Raw genomic sequence first — 19,362 nt, 5'->3', positions numbered from 1 at the left:
TCTGAATCTTGAACGTCTCAACTGCGCAAATAGCCGCTCCGTTTGTCACCCAGGCGCCTGTGGTCATGGACTGCAAGCTGGATAAGATCTTCTACGGCAACTTCCTGGCCGTACGTGACAGCCATGTGCCGATCGAAAAGAACAAGATCACTGGCTTCATCGGTCCTTCCGGCTGCGGCAAAAGTACCGTGTTGCGTAGCCTCAACCGCATGAACGACCTGGTCAAAGGTTTCCGCTTTGAGGGCCACGTGCACTTCCTCGGGCAGGACGTCTACGGCAAGGGCGTGGATCCAGTGGTCGTGCGCCGCTATATCGGCATGGTGTTCCAGCAGCCGAACCCGTTCTCGATGAGCATCTTCGACAACGTCGCTTTCGGCCTGCGCCTGAACCGCTACAAAGGCGACCTGGGTGACCGCGTCAAACACGCCCTGCAAGGTGCGGCGTTGTGGGATGAGGTCAAGGACAAACTCAAGGTCAGCGGCCTGTCGCTGTCCGGTGGTCAGCAGCAACGCCTGTGTATCGCCCGTGCCATCGCCACCGAGCCAGAAGTGCTGTTGCTCGATGAGCCCTGCTCGGCACTCGACCCGATTGCTACGCGCCGTGTCGAGGAGTTGATGGTTGAGCTGAAGAAGGACTACACCATTGCCCTGGTGACCCACAACATGCAGCAAGCCATTCGTGTGGCTGACACCACGGCGTTTTTCTCGGTGGATATTTCCCAAGGCACGCGTACCGGCTATCTGGTTGAGATGGGCCCTACGGAGCAGATTTTCCAGAACCCGCGCGAGCAAATGACCGGTGACTACATCACCGGTAAGTTCAGCTGAACCCTGCGCGAGCTCGGACGCTCGCGCATTTTCACCTGTTTATAGGAATGCCAATGCCAGCAACACGACGCCTTGATTTGCCCGCGATTGAACGTGCACTGCGTGAGGTACAGCAGCGCTTTGCCGAGCTCAGTCGGGACTTTACCGAGCCGCGCGATCCGTTGACTGACGAAGTGCTGCATAACGTGCTTGAAGGCTATGCGCTGATTGACGACTACGTGGCGCGGGGCGTCGACCTGTTTGACCTTCAGCAACTGAACCTGATGCTGGAGATCAACGCCACCGTACTCTGTGGCAGCGACCCGACTCGCCGACTGGAATACGCCCAGCACCTGGCGGCGACCGAAGAACACTTCTTCAACAACGTCGAGGGCGGCATCAAGGACTTGTACAACTGGTACTGCGCGTACCGCAGTGAATCGGTCTGGAAGCGTGCGGCCGGGGTGTACGTACGCATCCTCAGCAAGCCGCAGTTGTTCATCGAAGGCAACAACCGCAGCGGTTCGCTGATTGTCAGCTATTTGCTGATGCGTGCAGGGTTGCCGCCGTTCGTGCTGTCGCTGGAGAACGCCGAAGGCTACTTCAACCCCTCATCAGTCATCCGTAACTCAGCCAAACATGGCGTCAAGGCGTTGTACGAATTGCCCAAGATCAAGAAAAAATACGCAGCCTTCCTCGAAGAACAGGCACCGGATCCAATGAAGTTTTTTCTTAAGGACCAGCCCGTGCCCGTCTATCAAGGGGGCCATTGATGAGCGGTTCTCTCCTGTTCGCCAGGGCAGGGCAGGCCCTCCAGCGCCTTCTCCCGATGCAACTGCTTAAGCGCCCGCGCATCCGCATTTCGTTCGACATAGACGACACCCTGGCCTGCCAGCTCCACCACTGCGACGTCGAGCCGAGCCGGCTGCCGGCCTGCGTGCACCGTTGGCTGGGTGAACCGCTGCGAATCGGCACGCGCTCCCTGACCCGCGAACTACGCCGCCAGGGCTGCAGCATCTGGGTCTATACCTCGTCCGGTCGCACGCCGTCCTATATCCGACGGTGGCTGATGCTGTACGGCATCCGCGTCGACGGCGTGGTCAACAGCGTGCTGCATAACCAGGCACTGACGGCGCACGGGCTGTCGAATTCACCATCGAAATTCCCACCGGCCTTCGACATCGACCTGCATGTGGATGACTCCGAAGGTGTGCGCAGTGAAGGCCATGACCACGGTTTTCGCGTGGTGGTGGTGGACCCTCAGGACGAGCACTGGGCGCAGCGGGTGTTGGAGGCCGTCGCGCAGGTTCAGGCGCAGCTTGCCCGTCAGCAACCCCTCAGGCACGCACCAACAACACAGAGCGCGCGCAGGTTTTTTCTGCCTGAGGCGCTCTGAAAATCCGAGGGTTGGCCCGCCTCAACGCATATGGAAAATAATCGGACTGCTGCTCGCAGGGTCCGTATGCCCACGCAGTTTACCCACCGCCTTGGCGTCCACCGCGCCACCCTGATTACCCCAAGTACCGCGCACATACGTCAGCACGTCGGCGATTTCCTGATCAGACAACTGTTCACGAAACGCCGGCATGCGATACGCATCCGGCACGCCAGCGGCGACCACGCGTTGTGCGCCATTGAGGGTGATGTTGATCGCTGACGCCGTCTCCTTGACCAGCGCCGAGGTGGCGCCGGCCAGGGGCGGCATCCACTCGGGCTGGCCTTTGCCATCAGCGCCGTGGCACGAGGCGCAGCGGGTTGCGTAGGTGTGGGCGCCGGGTGCGTCCGGGCGCGCGTCGGCGGTCACGTACTGCCAGGGCGTGCCGTCGCGCTGCGGGTCGCCGGGCAGCGACTTGAGGTAGCGGGCGATGGCCGCCAGGTCGTCGTCGGCCATGAACTGGGTGGAGTTGTTGAACGCTTCGGTCATCGAGCCGTAGACCACCGCGTGCTGGTTGCGGCCGGTCTTGAGGAACTGCACGATCTCAGGCTCGCTCCAGCGGCCCAAGCCGCTGTTGGGGTCCTGGCGCAAGCTGGGTGCGTACCAGCCATCGAGCAGGGCGCCGGCGAGGAACGGCTTGCCGGAGTCATCCAGGGCTTTTTCGTTGAAGGCCAGACCGCGCGGCGTGTGACAACTGCCGCAGTGGCCAGGCCCTTGGACGATGTAGGCGCCGCGATTCCACAGCGCGTCCTGGTTGGGGTTGGCGGCGTAGGTGGCCGTGGGTGCGAACAGGCCGTTCCACAGTGCGATGGGCCAGCGCATATTCAGCGGCCAGGGAATATCGCTGGGGATATTCGGCTGGTTGGCCGGTTGCACGCCTTTCATGAAAAACGCGTACATCGCCTGTATATCGTCGTCGCTGAGCTTGGCATACGACGGGTAGGGCATGGCCGGGTACAACCGTCGGCCGCCCGGTGCCACACCGTGGCGTACCGCTCGGTCGAAGTCGGCGAGGCTGTAAGTGCCGATCCCGTGGGTACGGTCCGGGGTGATGTTGGTGGCGTGAATTGCACCCAGCGGCGTGGCCATTTCCAGGCCACCGGCGAACGGTGCCTTGTCGGGCAGGCTGTGGCAGGCCACGCAGTCGCTGAGGCGGGCGACGTACTCGCCGCGACTGACCAGGGCCGGGTCGAAACTGGCGGCCTGTGCCGGTTCAAACGGTGTGGCCGGTTGGCGGGTGACATACCAGGCCATCAGGCCGGCGGCGATGACGCAGGGCAGCGCGAGCCAGCCTACGGTTCTTGCGAATCGACGGTTGTTCATGGGCGGTCTCGCTCGGTTAGCTGAAGGTGTGTCGGCTTAATGGCAGGCTGCGAACACGCTGGCCGGTCAATTGCGCCACCGCGTTGACCACGGCCGGCGCCACAGCGGGGAGCGGAGGCTCACCGATGCCGCCCATCTTTTCACCACTCTCGATGATCTTTACGTGCACCTGCGCCATGCGTGACGGCGGCAGGATCGGGTAAAGGTCGTAATTGCGCGCCCGTGGCTTGCCGTCCACGTACACCGCTTCCTCCAGCAAAGTCTGCGATAAGCCCAGGGCTACCGCGCCGTTGACCTGTGCTTCGACAATCGCCGGGTTGACGATGCTGCCAGGGTCGATGGCTTCCCAGATGTGGTGCACCTTGACCTGGCCGTGTTCAATCGACACCTCGGCGATCACCGCTGCGTGAGAACCAAACGGCGAGGCCATGGCCACGCCACGCGCTCGTCGCGTGCCGTCTTCGGCGGTGTAAGGGCCACGCTTCCAGCCGCCGGACAACTCGGCCACCGCTTTGAGTAAAGTCGTCAACCGAGGGTTGTCCCGCAGCAAATGCAGGCGCAACTCATACGGGTCGCGTTTGCCTTGGTCGGCCAGTTCATCGAGGAACGCTTCGTAGAAGAAGTCATTGAGCGAGTTACCCACCGACCGCCAGTAGCCGAGCATGGCCGGGCCTTTGACATAGATCTGCGCGATGCGTTTGTTGGGGATGGCGTAGCTCTTGCCGGTCAGGCCTTCGAGGGCCGTGGGGTCGAGTTTTTCGCCCTGTTTGCCGGCGATGGCTTCGCTGGGGCCTTCGGTGGCACTGACGGCTTCGATGGCAACGGGCAGGCCGTCGGCATCCAGCGCGGCGCGGAACTTGACCACCGCAACCGGGCGCAGTACATCGCGCAGGAACTCTTCTTCACGGCTCCAGATCAGCTTGACCGGACGGCCCACCGCCTTGGCCAGCGCAATGGCCTGCGGGTAAGGGCTGGCCGAGTCATAGAGGAAATGCCGGCCAAAAAAACCGCCCAGTAGCGGTGAGTGCAGATTGATTTGTTCAGGCGCCAGGCCGGTGCGCTTGGCGATGTCAGCGCGGAACATGTCCGGCGCCTGGTTGGGCAGCCAGATGTCCAGGGAACCGTCGGGGTTGAAACGCGCCAGGGCTGAAGGCGGCTCCAACTGGGCGTGATTGACGTACTGGTTGTGGTAGGTGGCCTCGATCTGGGTCTTGGCGTTTTTCAGTGCGCCGGCCACATCGCCTTCGTTTTCATCGTCACGGGCCGGGCCTTGCTGGGTGGCGAGGAAATCGCGGAAGCCATCGCTGGAAAAGTCGGCGGGCATCGCACGGACTTTGGCGTCAGCGGCCGCTTCCAACCAGTCGACCTGGATGGCTTCAACCGCGCGCTTGGCATGCCACCAGCGTTCGGCGACGACCGCCACTGCGCCAGGCAGTTGATGCACCGAGTGCACGCCTGGCATGGCTTCGACCTGCGCCTGGTTACGCAGGCTGCCCACGGTCATGCCCAGGCGCGGCGCATGTTGCACGGCGGCGTGGAGCATGTCGTCGACTTTCAGGTCGATGCTGTACAGCGCCTTGCCAGTGGATTTGTCGTAGGCGTCCACACGCTTGACCGGTTTACCGATCCAGCGGAATTGACTCGGGTCGCGCAGGGTAATGCTCGCGGCATCAGGCACCGGCATGTCCAGGGCGCGGCTGGCCAACTCGCCATAGCCCAGGGAACGACCGGACGCAGCGTGAACCACGCGGCCGGGTTGAGTGGTCAATTGGGCCACTGGCACACCGAGCTGCTCGGCGCCGGCCTGCAGCAGCATGGCGCGGGCGAGGGCGCCCAGGCGACGCATGGTCGGATAGCTCATGCGCACCGACATGCTGCCGCCGGTGATGCGCATACCGTTGTCCATCACCACATAAGCCTCACCGGGCGGCGCAGCTTCAACGATGAACGTGGCCGGGTCGGCGTCGAGTTCTTCGCCGACAATCTGCGCCATGGCGGTGTGGGTGCCCTGACCGCCTTCCATAAAGGGGCTGAGCAGGCGAACAGTGCCGTCCGGGCGAATCTCCAGAAAGGCCGGCACTTGGGTGCCACGTTCTGTCGTCGCGCCGGTGGCAGCCTGCACCCGGCCCGAGCCGAGCGGCAGGCCGAAACCGATGACCAGCGCCCCCACGGCCGTACTGGCCAGGAAGCGTCGGCGGGACAGGTTGACCGGCTCGTCCAGGGAGAGGCCGGGGATGAGTCCTGGCATATTCATCAGGCAGTCTCCTTCCCGGCGGCCAGGTCGTACATGGCGGTATGGATGGCGTTGTAGGTACCGCAGCGGCACAGGTTGACCATCGCTGCGTCGATCTGCTCTTTGGTGGGAGCGGGGGTGTGCTTGAGCAGCGCGGTGGCTGCCATCACTTGTCCGGACTGGCAGTAACCGCACTGCGCTACCTGGTGCTCGACCCAGGCACTCACGACACGTTTGCCCACGTCATCGGCTTCGATGGCTTCGATGGTGGTGATCTCGCGGCCAACGACCCCGGCTACCGGGGTGACGCACGAACGCACTACATTGCCGTCCACCAGCACCGAGCAGGCGCCGCATTGGGCCAGGCCGCAGCCGTATTTGGTACCGGTCATGCCCAGATTGTCGCGGATTACCCACAGCAATGGCGTGTCGGCTTCGGCCTCGACCTGATAGGCCTTTTGGTTGATACGTAATTCCATGGCTGGCTCACCTGCTGATCATCGGTTGGTGGTGCTGATTTCTTATAGGAGTGGTGCGACGAGAAGTCGCCCATCGTCGAACTCTAGACCACCGCGCAAGGGGTATCTATCTGCTGGCCGCCATATTCAGAGGATCAGGCAAGGATTCAACAGGATTGGGTGACTGACAGCGGTGAAGCCCGGTGGTGGAGTCTGGCCTTTGCGTGGTGATCAGGCTTTCTGTCATGAACAGGTTTCTGTGATGCACAGTCTTTTTGTGGTCGTTAGGGTTTCTGTGGTGCGCGGTCTTTTTGTGGTTGTGAGGTTTTCTGTGGTGCGCGGTCTTTTTGTGGTGAGCGGGCTTGCCCCGCGCTGGGCTGCGGAGCAGCCCCAAAACTGCCACCGAGATTTATCGGAAGAAATGCGGTGTTCTTGATGGGGCCGCTTCGCAGCCCAGCGCGGGGCAAGCCCGCTCACCACAGGACACTCGTTCACCACAACAAATCCACTCACCATGGACAGCCTGTTCACCCGCTATAACAACCCATATTTACCGTGGTTGGCAGGACCTCTGTGATGATCAGGTTTTCTGTGGTGCACGGTCTTTTTATGGTCGTTAGGGTTTCTGTGGTGCACGGTCTTTTTTGTGGTGAGCGGGCTTGCCCCGCGCTGGGCTGCGGAGCAGCCCCAAAACTGCCGCTGAGATTTACCGGAAGAAATGCGGTGTTCTTGATGGGGCCGCTTCGCAGCCCAGCGCGGGGCAAGCCCGCTCACCACAGGACATCCGTTCACCACAACAAATCCACTCACCACAGGACATCCGTTCACCACAACAATCCACCAACCACGGGACATCCGTTCACCACAACAAATCCATTCACCCCATAACATCCACTCACCACAAAAAAACCGCTCACCCCAACAGCAAGAGCACCCCATATCTATCGCTATTCAGGCCCACCCCTCACGCACCGCATTGCGAATCCCTTCCAGCAACATGGCAAACGCCGGGTTGTCGTTGTTTTCACGCCAGATCAGGTGCAATTCGCTCTGCGCGCCTTCGCCCAGGTCGATGTCGCGGAACACCACGTTCTTGAACACTACGCTGCTGGCGCAACGAGGTACCAGGGCCAGGCCCATGCCGGCGTTGACCAGCGCGAGGATGGTCAGGGACGAGCCGAGCCACTGCACATAATCTGGCGCGACGCGGGCCGAGCGCAGCAGGCCGGTGAGCAGTTCGTTGAAGGGCGGGTAGGCGGCGTGGGCGTACATGAGGAAGGGTTGGGCGTCGAGGTCGTGCACGCTGACCGTCTCGGCGTTGGCCAGGCGATGGCTGCTCGGCACCGCCAGCACGAAGGGCTCGCGCACCAGGCATTCGGTGGCGTAGCCCGGTTCCAGCAGGGGCGCGCGGACGATGCCCAGGTCGATGCGTCGGGCGCGCAGGGCTTCGTATTGTTGGTAGGTGTTCATCTCGGCCAGGTCGATCTTGACGTGAGGCTGCTTGAGACGCGCCTCGGCGATCACCTTGGGCAGAAACTCATACACCGCGCTGCCGACGAAGCTGATATTGACCGTGCCGATATCGCCTTCTGCAAACCGTCGCGCGGTCACGGCCGCTTGCTGGGCAAGCTCCAGCAGGTTCTGGGCTTCGATGAAAAACGCGCGGCCAGCAGCGGTGAGCGCGACGCTGCGAGTGGTGCGGGTAAACAGCTCTACGCCCAAGTGGTGTTCGAGCAATTGGATCTGCCGGCTCAGCGGCGGCTGGGTCATGTTCAGCCGTTCCGCAGCGCGGCGGAAATTCAGCTCAGTGGCTACGGTGGTGAAGCAGCGCAGTTGCGTCAGCTCGAACATTGATCTAATCCCGGTATCAATCGGATGCCAAGTTAGATTAGACGGGAACAATTCACGGCGTCCATTATTGTTCTGCCCCTAAAAAAACAATGAATGGGAGTTGCCCGTGGAAACCCTCCAGAATCCGCCAGACCCGACCGTGCTTGCCCGCGCGGCCGCCAAGGTCAAGCGTCATGTACTGCCGCTGTTCGTGGTGATGTTCATCGTCAATTACATCGACCGGGTCAATATCGGCTTTGTGCGCAGCCATATGGAGACCGACCTGGGCATTGGTGCGGCGGCCTATGGTTTGGGCGCCGGGTTGTTTTTCATCGGTTACGCGATCTTCGAGGTGCCGTCCAACCTGCTCTTGCAGCGCTACGGCGCGCGGGCCTGGTTGACGCGCATCATGTTCACCTGGGGCGCGGCGGCGATGGCCATGGCCTTTGTTCAGGGCGAAACCAGTTTCTACATCCTGCGCTTTATCCTCGGCGCCGCCGAAGCCGGGTTTTTCCCGGGGATCATCTACTACTTCACTCAATGGCTGCCGGCCGCCGAGCGTGGCAAGGCGATGGCGATTTTCCTCAGTGGCTCGGCGATCGCCTCGGTCATCTCCGGGCCGGTGTCGGGGGCACTGCTCAACGTCAGCGGCCTGAGCCTGCATGGTTGGCAGTGGATGTTCCTGATCGAAGGCTTTGCCTCCATCGTGCTCTGCGGGTTCGTGTGGTTCTGGTTGCAGTCCCATCCCCATCAGGCCAAGTGGCTCAGCGACGACGAAAAACACGCGTTGGCCGCTGCCAGTGCGCTGGAGCAGCAAGCCCGTGAGGCGAGCCAGAGCGTGCGGCCGTCGATGTTCAAATTGCTTGCCGACAAACAGATCGCACTGTTCTGTTTCATCTACTTCTCCATCGCCCTGACCATCTACGGCGCCACGTTCTGGCTGCCGAGCATGATCAAGAAAATGGGCAACCTGGGAGACTTCCAGGTTGGTCTGTTCAACTCCATTCCCTGGTTGATTTCCATCGTCGCGATGTACGGTTTTGCGTCGTTGGCCAGCAAGTGGAAGCACCAACAGGCGTGGGTGTCACTGATGCTGGTGATCGCCGCATTCGGCATGTTCATGTCCACCACCGGCGGGCCGGTGTTTGCCTTTGTCGCCATCTGTTTTGCCGCGATCGGCTTCAAGGCCGCCTCGGCGTTGTTCTGGCCGATTCCCCAGGGTTACCTGGATGCGCGCATCGCCGCGGCGGTGATCGCCTTGATCAATTCGGTCGGCAACCTGGGCGGCTTTGTTGCGCCCACCACTTTCGGCTTGCTGGAGCAGACCACCGGCTCCATCGAGGGCGGCCTGTATGGCTTGGCGGCCACCTCGCTGGTGGCGGCGGTGGTGGTGTTTTTTGCCCGCACCGCGCCTCGGGGCACTGTGCCGCCTGCGTCCAAATCGTCCACTCATCCTCACGCCTTGCGTTCCGGTCCACAGGGAGCTGCCTCTTGAAAATTGTCCGCGTTACCGTCACCCCGATTGCCTTCCGTGACCCGCCATTACTCAACGCCAGTGGTATTCACGAACCCTTCGCGCTGCGCTCGATCATCGAGATCGAGAGCGACACCGGCTACATCGGCCTGGGCGAGAGCTACGGCGATGCCCCGGCGTTGGCGATCCAGCAGCAGGTACAGTCACAGTTGATCGGGCTCGACCCCTTCAACCTCAACCAATTGCGCGCCATCGTGCAGGCCACCGTCGCCGCCCATAAACCGGCGAGCCTGGCCGGCGCCGAACTGGCACCGGGCTCCCACGCCAGCAAGGCGGTGAGCAATGCCTATTCGGCATTCGAAGTGGCGTTTCTTGATTTGCAGGCGCACTCACTGAACGTGCCATTGGTGGACCTGCTCGGCGGCGCGATCCGTGACCAGATCCCGTTCAGCGCGTACCTGTTTTTCAAATACGCCAAGCACATTGATTCGCCGTATAAACCCGACAGCTGGGGCGAAGCGCTGAACGAGGAACAGATCGTCGCCCAGGCCCGGCGCATGATCGACACCTACGGCTTCAAAAGCATCAAGCTCAAGGCCGGTGCGCTGCAACCCGAGCACGAGGTGTCATGCATCAAGGCCCTGAAAAGGGCCTTCCCCGGCGTGCCGCTGCGCATTGACCCGAACGGCAACTGGTCCCTGGAAACCTCGATCCGCATGGCCGAGTTGCTCGGCGATGACCTGCAATATTACGAAGACCCGACCCCCGGCCTGGACGGCATGGCCGAGCTGCACAAACGCACCGGCTTGCCCCTGGCGACCAATATGGTGGTCACCGACTTTGACGAGTTTCGCCGCAGCGTGGCGCTTAACAGTGTGCAGATCATACTTGCCGACCACCATTACTGGGGCGGCCTGCGCGACACCCAGGCGCTGGCGAAGATGTGCCAGACCTTCGGCCTGGGCGTGTCGATGCACTCCAATTCGCACTTGGGCATCAGCCTGATGGCCATGGCCCACGTGGCCGCGTCGGTGCCCAACCTCGACTACGCCTGCGACACCCATTACCCGTGGCAAGAGCCGGATGAGGAGGTGATCAAGGGCGGCAAGCTGCCGATTGTCGACGGCTGCGTAAAAATCACCCGCGCACCGGGGCTGGGCCTGGAGCTGGACCATGACCAATTGGGCAAGCTGCATGATCAATACCTTACCTGTGGCATCCGCCAGCGCGACGACGTGAAACAGATGCAGCGCTATCAACCGGAGTGGAAAACCGTCAAACCGCGTTATTGAAGCTGGTCGCTTCGTTTTGCCCGGTGGTGCGCCACCGGGCCTTTTTTTTGCGGGACGCCGTGCCGCGCTATGTATTCAAGCTGATACGTGAATGCGTAGTTATCTCAAATGAGATTTCTTATCAATTAAATTCACTTTGGTTTTTTTATCCCTTAGACTCAGCCCCGCTGGCGTTTGGCTGCCTTCAGCCCGCCACAAAAAACAATAACGAAGGGTGCTAGGGGAGCTGGGCGTGAATTTCAAAAAGAACACAATTGCGTTGGCGGTCGGGTCGGTTTGCCTGGCTTCAGGGGCTTGGGCTGCCGAACCCAACACGATGGAAATCGCGCCGATTACGGTGAGTGGCGAGAAAATCAACCGCTCCCTTGAGCAGACCCAATCCAGTGTTGTGGTCGTGACCGAACAACAACTGCGGGACAAGGCCGATCACAGCCTGGTCGATGTGTTCGCGCGCACGCCGGGTGTGTACAGCCAGGCCGGTAACGAAAACTGGGGCATTCGCGGTGTGCCGGTGTCCGGATTCGATGACCAGGGCCCCGCGACCCTCAATGGCGCCGTTTCGGTGTATGTCGATGGTGCCGTGCAACCCAATCGCACCCTGACCCTGAGCCCTACCGGCTTGTGGGATGTGGAACAGGTAGAAGTCTTCCTCGGCCCGCAATCCACCACCCAGGGACGTAACTCCCTGGCCGGCGCCGTAGTAATCCAGACCCGCAACCCGACGTTCCAACCGACTTTTTCGGCGCAAACCAACGTGGGCAACTACGGAGAAAAAGGCGCAGCGGTGGCCGGTGGCGGCAGCATTGTCGATGACAAGATCGCAGGTCGCATCGCCTTGGATTATCAAGATGGCGATGGTTACATCGACAACATCGCCCTCGGCAAGGATGCCAACCCGCACCGCACGAGCAACGCGCGCGGCAAGCTGTTGATCCTGCCCAACGACGATCTCGACGTCTTGCTGACCTACGCCCACAACGAGCACCGCCAGGGTGACAACTCGGTCATCCGCACCCCGGACAAGGTGCGCTATTACAAGGTGTCCTCCGATACCCAAGCGTTCGACAACCTCAACCAGGACACCGTCAGCGCCAAGGTCGACTACCGCCTCGATGACCAATGGTCGCTGACTAGCCTGACCACCAACACCCGGTCCGACTACACCAACCGCCTGGACTTCGACCAGACTGCCGACGCCAATGAAGTCATCCGACGCAAGCAGGATGGCAACCTGTTCGGCCAGGAGCTGCGCCTCAACTACAGCTCGGACACGGTGAAAAGTTTCGTCGGCGCCTATTACGGCCACAACTCCAACAATTTCCACGACCGACTGCTGTTCGATGACGTATTGGCGGTCACGGTGAAAGGCGACACAGTCATCGAAAACAAGGCGCTGTTTGGTGAAGTCGACTGGACCTTCGCACCGCGCTGGACTCTGGTCACCGGCCTGCGCTACGACCACGAAACCAACGACACCGACATCAAGCAGGACGACCTGTCCGACGCGGCGAAGGTCAAAAAGTCGTTCGCGGCCGTGCTGCCAAAACTGGGCATCAACTACGAACTCGCCACCGGCCAGTACCTGGGTTTCATGGTGCAGAAAGGTTATCGCGGCGGTGGCGTGAACGTGCGCTCCGGCAGCGGTCACGAGGCATATGACCCGGAATACACCACCAACTATGAGCTGTCGTACCGCGGTTCATTTCTCGAAGACACCCTGCGTGCACGCGCCAACTTGTATTACACCGACTGGAAAGACCAGCAGGTCAGCGTGCGGCAAGCCAACAGCAATGTCATCAACGTGTACAACGCCGGTCGCAGCGATATCAAGGGCCTGGAAGTGTTCATCGAGAAAGACCTGAGCGAGCAACTGACCCTGACCCTTGGTGGCGCGATCACCGATGGCAAGTACAAGGACTTCATCGTCGGCAACGGCCAGGACCGCAGCGGCGAAGCGTTCTACTACTCGCCCAAGTACAAGGCTTCAGTGGGCGGCATCTATCGCTTCAACGAGCGCCTGACCTTCAACACCGACGTGACGTACCAGAGCAGCGCGCCTTCGGCGTACGAGTTCGATTCAGCGGGCAAGGTCAACGGCGAGCGCAGGAGCGACAACTACGTGTTGGCCAACTTCAGCAGCGAATTCAAAGTCACCAAGAACGTGGCTGTCTCGGGCTTCGTGAAAAACGCCTTCGACAAGCGCTACGTCACCAACAACCGCGATGACGAAATCATCGACGCCGGCGCGCCGCGCACCTTTGGCATGGCGCTGCGTTACGACCTGTAAGCTGTATTCCTGCGTGCCCCGGCGCTGCGGCGCCGGGTTCTGCGTTCAGGAAAAATCCTCCTCGAAATGCTCGTGCTCACCCCGCGCATCCCCTTGGCGACGCACCACCTCCATCTGCCGCAGCTCTACCCGCCGGATCTTGCCGGAAATGGTTTTGGGCAGTTCGCTGACAAATTCGATGCGCCGCACCCGTTTGTACGGGGCGAGGTGTTCGCGGGCGAAGGCGAGGATGTGGCGTGCCAGCTCGGCGCTGCCGGGGGCGTCGTGGGCCAGGATCAGGAAGGCTTTGGGCACCGCCAGGCGCAGTGGGTCTGGGCTGGGCACTACGGCCACTTCCATCACCGCCGGGTGTTCGATCAGCGCACTTTCCAGTTCGAACGGGCTGATGCGGTAGTCGGAGGCCTTGAACACGTCATCGGCGCGACCGACGAAGGTGATGTAGCCGTCGCTGTCGATCTGCGCGGTATCGCCGGTGCGGTAGTAACCGTCGCGCATCACTTCGGCGGTTTTTTCCGGGCTGTCCTCGTAGCACACCATTAAACCGAGAGGGCGTACATCCAGCGGCAGCGCGACTTCCCCTTCGTTGCCCGGTAGGCCGTCGGCGTCCAACAGCACGACACGATAGCCCGGCAGTGGACGGCCCATGGACCCTGGCTTGAGCACCTGGCCGGGGGTGTTGCCGACCAGGGCGGTGGTCTCCGATTGGCCGAAACCATCGCGCAGCGGCAAGCCCCAGGCCTGCTGGATTTGCTCGATAATTTCCGGGTTCAGGGGTTCGCCCGCACCCACCAATTCACGCAGATTCAGGCGCGCCTTGTGACTGGCCAGGTCTTCCTGGATCAGCATGCGCCACACGGTCGGCGGGGCGCACAGGCTGGTCACGCGGTATTGTTCCAGCGCTGTCAGCAAGGCCGGCGCGCTGAACCGCGCGACGTTATGGATGAAGATGCACGCGCCGGCATTCCACGGCGCGAACAGGCAGCTCCAGGCGTGCTTGGCCCAGCCTGGAGACGAGATATTCAGGTGCAGGTCGCCGGGTTGCAGGCCGATCCAGTACATCGTCGACAGGTGGCCCACCGGGTAGCTTTGGTGGCTGTGCAGCACCATCTTGGGTTTGGAGGTGGTGCCGGAAGTGAAGTACAGCAGCATGGGGTCGGTGGCCAGGGTGCGGCCTTCGGCTTCGAACTGCTCGGGGTATTCAAATGCGGCGTTGTGCGCGACCCAGCCGCTGGGCGCAGCTCCCACGCAGATGCGGCTACAGCCATCGCCCAGGCCGTCGAACTTGCCGACATGCGCCTCGCCGACAACCAGATGGCGAACCTGGCCACGCTCGATACGGTCGCGCAGATCATCCGGGTTGAGCAGGGCGGTGGCCGGGATCACCACTGCGCCGAGTTTGAAGGCGGCGAGCATGGTGTCCCACAACGCCACGTCGTTGCCGAGCATCAACAGCACTCGGTCGCCGCGTCGCACGCCGAGGGCACGCAGATGGTTGGCCACCTGGTTTGAGCGCGTCGCCAGTTGCTGGAAGCTGTAGCGCTGCTCGCTGCCGTCTTCTTCGACGATCCACAGCGCGTTGGCCGCATTGCCCTCGGCCATGGCATCGAAGTAGTCCAAGGCCCAGTTGAACGCATCCAGCTGCGGCCAGCGGAAGTCGCGAACGGCGGTGGCGTAATCGGTGCGATGGGCGAGCAGAAAATCCCGCGCGGCCAGGAAGGGATGCGTCATGGTCGGTGTCCTTGATTATTGTTGTAGGGACATTTCTGTGCTGCGGTGACCCACGGTTCAACCGAGAGGCTGAACCGAGTATAGGCACGCATAAATCCAGAGATGAACGCTCAAAAACACCGGTGTGTTGTGCAAAAAAGTCATGGGTGCAGGGGCTGGATTGACGATCAATACATAAAAGTCCAGTATGGAATTATAAGTACAAAAGCTCTTGCTGGATTTTTTCTTCTCTCTTGCCAAACCAACAACAACTTGCGAGATCCCCCATGAAGAAACGCTTGCTTATCACCGCCCTGGCCTTGATCGCTTCCAGCCACGTGTGGGCCGCCGAGAAAACACTGCGCATCGGCATCGAGGCGGCCTACCCGCCGTTTGCCTCCAAGACCCAGGAAGGCACCATCGTCGGCTTCGACTACGACATCGGCAACGCGCTGTGCGCGCAGATGAAGGTCAAGTGCGTGTGGGTTGAAGGTGAGTTCGATGGTCTGATTCCTTCCCTCAAGGTGAAGAAAATCGACATGGCCCTGTCGTCCATGACCATCAACGAAGACCGCAAGAAGTCAGTAGATTTCACCCACAAGTACTACTTCACCTCATCGCGTCTTGTGATGAAAGACGGCGCGGTGGTGGATGACCAGTACGCCAGCCTGAAGGGCAAGACCGTCGGTGTGCAGCGTGCAACCACCACCGACCGTTACGCCACCGAGGTATTTGAGCCCAAGGGCATTAACGTCAAGCGCTACAGCAATAACGAAGAGATCTACATGGACCTGGCGGCAGGGCGGCTGGATGCGATTTTTGCCGACACCATCCCCTTGAATGACTTCCTGCAAATGCCACGGGGCAAGGGCTACGCTTTTGTCGGGCCGGAGCTCAAGGACCCGAAATACGTCGGCGAAGGCGCGGGGATTGCTGTGCGCAAGGGCAACGAGGCGCTGGTCAGCGAATTGAACACGGCCATCGACGCCATTCGTGCCAGTGGTGAGTACCAGAAGATTTCGCAGCAGTACTTCAAGGCTGACATTTACGGTGATTGATGCAGCGGGGCTGCTGTTGTGGTGAGTAGCCTTGCTTTTTTGATGAGCAGTCCTGCAGTTGTAATGAGCGGGCTTGCTTTTGTGGTGAGCAGTCCTGCTGTTGTAATGAGAGGGCTTGCTTTTGTGGTGAGCAGTTCTGCTTTTGTGGTGAGCGGGCTTGCCCCGCGCTGGGTGGCGAAGCCGCCCCATTACTGACAGTGCATACCTTCAGTTGGAACTGAGGCGTCTGAATTTGGGGCGGCTCCGCCACCCAGCGCGGGGCAAGCCCGCTCACCACAAAATCCTGTTCACCACATAAGACCTGCTCAAGACAAAGAGCCTGCTCACCACGCTGGTCAGCGAATTGAACACGGCCATAGACGGCATTCGTGCCAGTGGTGAGTACCAGAAGATTTCGCAGCAGTACTTCAAGGCTGACATTTACGGTGATTGATGCAGCGGGGCTGCTGTTGTGGTGAGTAGCCTTGCTTTTTTGATGAGCAGTCCTGCTGTTGTAATGAGCGGGCTTGCTGTTGTGGTAAGCAGTTCTGCTGTTGTGGTGAGCGGGCTTGCCCCGCGCTGGGTGGCGCAGCCGCCCCATTATTGACAGTGCATACCTTCAGTTGGAACTGAGGCGTCTGAATTTGGGGCGGCTTCGCCACCCAGCGCGGGGCAAGCCCGCTCACTACAAAATCCTGCTCACCACATAAGGCCTGCTCAAGACAAAAAGCCTGCTCACCAAAAAATTCATCCAGGGTTGAAGGTTCAGCCCTTTAATTCCTTCAGGTGCTTGTAAACCGTTGCCCGCCCCATACCCAGAACGTTGGCCACATAGTTCGAGGCGCTCTTGCCCTTGAACGCGCCTTCGGCATGCAGTGCCAGCACCAGTTCGCGTTTGTGGTCGCGGGTCAGCAGGTTCAGGCTTAACTGGCGCTCACGCATCCAGGCATGCAGGAAGGTGTTGATGCGTTCCTGCCAGTCATCGCGAAACAGCGCGTCCGGCTGTGGGATCAGCTTGCTTGGCGACAGGAACAGGTCCAATGCCGCCTTGGCATTTTCGAACAGTGAAATATTCAGGTTGATGCACAGCACCGCCAGGGGCCGACCGTTGGCGTCGCGCAGTACGGTGCTCAGGCTGCGAATTTTCTGACCGTCCCAGTTGAGTTTTTCGTAGGGGCCGATATTCACTTCGCTGACGTCATCGCTGAGCATGTCCTCCAGCGCCGAGTCGTCGCCAATCGCGCGTTTCGACAGGTTATTGGCGATGTAATCGACTTTTTGCGTGCGCAGGTCATGCAGCACCGCTTCGGCGTGGGGGAAGAACAGCGTGGCGATGGCATCGGCGATCGCGCGAAAATTCTGCAAGACGTTGTCGGGTTCGACGGTGTTCATCAATGGGGCTCCAGGCGGGCGGGGGAGAGCATACCAGCGTCGAGGCCGAACCGGGTCAGTGCCTCCGGCAGCGGTGCGCCGCGCACCAGTGCCGCACTGGCCTGGCCCATGGCCGGTGAGGTTTGGATGCCGTAACCGCCTTGCGCCGCTACCCAGAACAGCCCTGGCACTCGCGGGTCGAAGCCCGAAAGCAAGTCACCGTCGTGCACAAAGCTGCGCAGTCCGGCCCAGGTTCGCGTGGGGCGGCGGATGGTCAGGGTGGTGGCTTCTTCGATCTGGTAGATGCCCATGGCGATGTCCAATTCTTCGGGCTGGATGTCCTGAGGCTCGACCGGGTCTGCGTTGGCCGGTGAACCGAGGAACATGCCGGCGTCTGGCTTCATGTAGAACGCTTCGTCGAGCGCCACCAGCATTGGCCACGCATGGCTGTCCACGCCTTCGGGGCCGGCGAAGATAAACGCCGAGCGGCGCTTGGGTTGCAGGCCAATGGATGCGGCACCGGCCAGCCCACCGATGTGGTCGGCCCAGGCGCCAGCGGCGTTGATAATGATCGGCGCGGTGAAGGTTTCGTGTTGGGTGGTGACGTGCCAAAGACCACCGCTGTCACGGCTCAAGCCCAGCACATGGCTGTCGGTATGCACGTCGCCGCCCTTGCGACGAATACCGCGTAAATAGCCTTGGTGCAGGGCGTCGGTGTCGATGTCGCTGGCAGTGGGATCATAGATCGCACCGTGGACCTTTTCCCGACGCAGGATCGGCAACTTCGCACATGCTTCGTCGACACTCAGCTGCTCGACCTGGGGCACGGTGGCCTTGGCGCTGAGGTATTGCGCGTTCAACTCGGCCGCATCGCCGGTGAAGTCCACCGTCATCTCGCCGCGCGGTGTGAGCAAGGGATGCTCGCAGAACCCTGCCGGCGGGTGGTCGAAAAACTCCCGGCTGGCCAGGGTCAACGCCCGCACCTGCGGAGTGCCGTAGGCGGCGGTGTAGAGCGCAGCCGAACGCCCGGTGGAGTGATAGGCCGGGTGAGATTCACGTTCCAGCACTCTCACTTTGCCGTGTTGCGACAACCAGAAACCCGTGGACGCACCGGCAATGCCGCCGCCGATGATGATGAAATCTGCGTGGTTCATAGGAGTCTCCAGAGGGCATTGGCCAGTGCGATGTCTTCCAGGCCCAGGCCGATGGAGCGGAAGAATACGTGACGGTCGTAGGACGGGCGCTGCACCTGGTCGCTGAGCAGTTCGGGCAGGTCGCCCATGACTGCGCTTGGGTTCCAGCCATGTTGTTCGGCGGCGATCAGCATCTCGCCCGCCGAGCCTGGCGTGGTTTGGCGGTAGTCGCAGAACACGTCCATTTCGTTCAGTGATTGGGGGGGGATTTCGTGAGCGCGCGGTGCGTTGGTGCTGATGGAGGTGATCAGCGCTGGTTTGCTCAGGCGCGAAGGGGCAATCACCGGGCCGGCTGATGACGTGCACAGTAGGATCACGTCGGCGTCTTCCAGGGCGGCTTCGCAGGTTGGGGCGATGCTCACGCGTGGGTCCAGGCGTTGAAGCGTGGAGTCAGTAGCGGCCAGGCTGGGCGAGAAGAAGTTGATGCTTTGCCAATCCCGCAGGTTTTTCACGTAGTGCAGGTGAGCCTGGGCCACCTTGCCGCTGCCGATGATCACCAGTCGCCGAGCCGCCTGTGGCGCCAGCGCATCCACCGCCAACGCAGTGGTCGCGGCGGTGCGTGCGGTGGTCAGTTCTGCGGCATCACACAACAGCAGCGGCTGGCCGGTGTGCGTGGACATCAAGAGCGTCCAGGCGGTTACCAATGGCCCTTGCTCACGCACGATATACGGCGAGGTTTTCATGCCATACACGCCGTCCTGCGCCAGCACGCCCAGGTAGTTGATGAAGTCACCGGCGCCCTGGGGGAATTCCACCCATTGCTGGGGCGGCTGCACCGCATGCCCGGCCGCCAGGTCGCGGAACAGTGCGCGTAGGATCTGCAGCACATCGACTTGGCCCAGCAGTTCGCGGGCCTGGGTTTGGTTGATCACATGCGGGGTGCTGGACATGAATGCCTCTTTTGTTGAACTTATTT

The 19,362-nt window shown here is 61.2% G+C and carries 15 protein-coding genes and 1 pseudogene; 8 read left to right on the top strand and 8 right to left on the bottom strand.

The genetic code is table 11. From position 1 onward, the window contains the following. The first annotated feature begins 65 nt into the window (after nt 1-65). From pstB to BW43_RS20290, 3 genes are read left to right on the top strand one after another with little or no spacing between them, the layout of a single operon-like run. Nucleotides 66-827 carry a phosphate ABC transporter ATP-binding protein PstB gene (gene pstB / locus BW43_RS20280; protein ID WP_050442813.1) on the top strand — a complete coding sequence of 254 codons (762 nt, stop codon included), beginning with the start codon at nt 66-68 and terminating at the stop codon, nt 825-827. Between the two features lie 53 nt (nt 828-880). Beyond that, nucleotides 881-1,579, top strand: a complete 699-nt coding sequence (locus tag BW43_RS20285) for a hypothetical protein (protein WP_032885466.1) — start codon at nt 881-883, stop codon at nt 1,577-1,579. After that, nucleotides 1,579-2,202, top strand: a complete 624-nt coding sequence (locus BW43_RS20290) for a hypothetical protein (protein WP_032885465.1) — start codon at nt 1,579-1,581, stop codon at nt 2,200-2,202. Before BW43_RS20285 ends, BW43_RS20290 begins: the two co-directional genes overlap by 1 nt. Before the next feature lie 21 nt (nt 2,203-2,223). Here the strand turns inward: BW43_RS20290 and BW43_RS20295 are convergent, their stop codons facing one another. From BW43_RS20295 to BW43_RS20310, 4 genes are all read right to left on the bottom strand, one after another. Further along, nucleotides 2,224-3,564: a cytochrome c gene (locus tag BW43_RS20295; RefSeq protein ID WP_032885464.1), complete on the bottom strand. Its 1,341-nt coding sequence runs from the start codon at nt 3,562-3,564 to the stop codon at nt 2,224-2,226. Between the two features lie 16 nt (nt 3,565-3,580). Further along, on the bottom strand, nt 3,581-5,818 hold the full coding sequence (locus BW43_RS20300) for a molybdopterin cofactor-binding domain-containing protein (protein WP_032885463.1): 2,238 nt from the start codon (nt 5,816-5,818) through the stop codon (nt 3,581-3,583). Then, entirely contained in the window at nt 5,818-6,276 is a 459-nt protein-coding gene (locus BW43_RS20305) for a (2Fe-2S)-binding protein (RefSeq protein ID WP_032885461.1), read from the bottom strand. The genes BW43_RS20300 and BW43_RS20305 overlap by 1 nt, the downstream gene beginning before the upstream one ends. 930 nt (nt 6,277-7,206) lie before the next feature. Next, the gene (locus tag BW43_RS20310) at nt 7,207-8,106 is read right to left on the bottom strand and encodes a LysR family transcriptional regulator (protein WP_032885460.1); all 900 of its coding nucleotides are present in this window, start codon (nt 8,104-8,106) and stop codon (nt 7,207-7,209) included. 106 nt (nt 8,107-8,212) lie between these two features. Between BW43_RS20310 and BW43_RS20315 the strand changes: the two genes are divergently transcribed. From BW43_RS20315 to BW43_RS20325, 3 genes are all read left to right on the top strand, one after another. After that, complete coding sequence (locus BW43_RS20315) at nt 8,213-9,580, top strand: MFS transporter (protein ID WP_032885548.1); 1,368 nt, start codon at nt 8,213-8,215, stop codon at nt 9,578-9,580. Continuing rightward, on the top strand, nt 9,577-10,851 hold the full coding sequence (locus BW43_RS20320) for a glucarate dehydratase family protein (RefSeq protein WP_032885459.1): 1,275 nt from the start codon (nt 9,577-9,579) through the stop codon (nt 10,849-10,851). Before BW43_RS20315 ends, BW43_RS20320 begins: the two co-directional genes overlap by 4 nt. 232 nt (nt 10,852-11,083) lie before the next feature. Continuing rightward, on the top strand, nt 11,084-13,138 hold the full coding sequence (locus BW43_RS20325) for a TonB-dependent receptor (protein WP_032885458.1): 2,055 nt from the start codon (nt 11,084-11,086) through the stop codon (nt 13,136-13,138). A 45-nt stretch (nt 13,139-13,183) separates the two neighbouring features. On the opposite strand, the gene BW43_RS20330 is transcribed toward BW43_RS20325, so the two are convergent. Then, nucleotides 13,184-14,866, bottom strand: a complete 1,683-nt coding sequence (locus BW43_RS20330) for an AMP-binding protein (protein ID WP_032885456.1) — start codon at nt 14,864-14,866, stop codon at nt 13,184-13,186. Nucleotides 14,867-15,132: 266 nt separating this feature from the next. Between BW43_RS20330 and BW43_RS20335 the strand changes: the two genes are divergently transcribed. Both BW43_RS20335 and BW43_RS28735 read left to right on the top strand, forming a co-directional pair. After that, the gene (locus tag BW43_RS20335; RefSeq protein WP_032885455.1) at nt 15,133-15,903 is read left to right on the top strand and encodes an ABC transporter substrate-binding protein; all 771 of its coding nucleotides are present in this window, start codon (nt 15,133-15,135) and stop codon (nt 15,901-15,903) included. Nucleotides 15,904-16,234: 331 nt separating this feature from the next. After that, nucleotides 16,235-16,336 (top strand): annotated as a pseudogene (locus BW43_RS28735) (ABC transporter substrate-binding protein); the annotation flags it as partial. A gap of 311 nt (nt 16,337-16,647) precedes the next feature. Here BW43_RS28735 and BW43_RS20340 read toward each other — a convergent pair. From BW43_RS20340 to BW43_RS20350, 3 genes are read right to left on the bottom strand one after another with little or no spacing between them, the layout of a single operon-like run. Continuing rightward, complete coding sequence (locus BW43_RS20340; RefSeq protein WP_032885454.1) at nt 16,648-17,274, bottom strand: transcriptional regulator; 627 nt, start codon at nt 17,272-17,274, stop codon at nt 16,648-16,650. Next, nucleotides 17,274-18,407 (bottom strand): FAD-binding oxidoreductase, encoded by a 1,134-nt coding sequence (locus tag BW43_RS20345; protein ID WP_032885453.1) that lies wholly within the window; start codon nt 18,405-18,407, stop codon nt 17,274-17,276. The genes BW43_RS20340 and BW43_RS20345 overlap by 1 nt, the downstream gene beginning before the upstream one ends. Next, on the bottom strand, nt 18,404-19,336 hold the full coding sequence (locus BW43_RS20350) for an ornithine cyclodeaminase family protein (protein WP_032885452.1): 933 nt from the start codon (nt 19,334-19,336) through the stop codon (nt 18,404-18,406). The genes BW43_RS20345 and BW43_RS20350 overlap by 4 nt, the downstream gene beginning before the upstream one ends. Nucleotides 19,337-19,362 lie beyond the last annotated feature (26 nt).

Source organism: Pseudomonas sp. RIT357, from assembly GCF_000632245.1.
Taxonomy (GTDB): Bacteria; Pseudomonadota; Gammaproteobacteria; order Pseudomonadales; family Pseudomonadaceae; genus Aquipseudomonas; species Aquipseudomonas sivasensis.
Note: the sequence above shows the minus strand (reverse complement) of the source record. Positions and strands in the feature narration are given on the sequence as shown.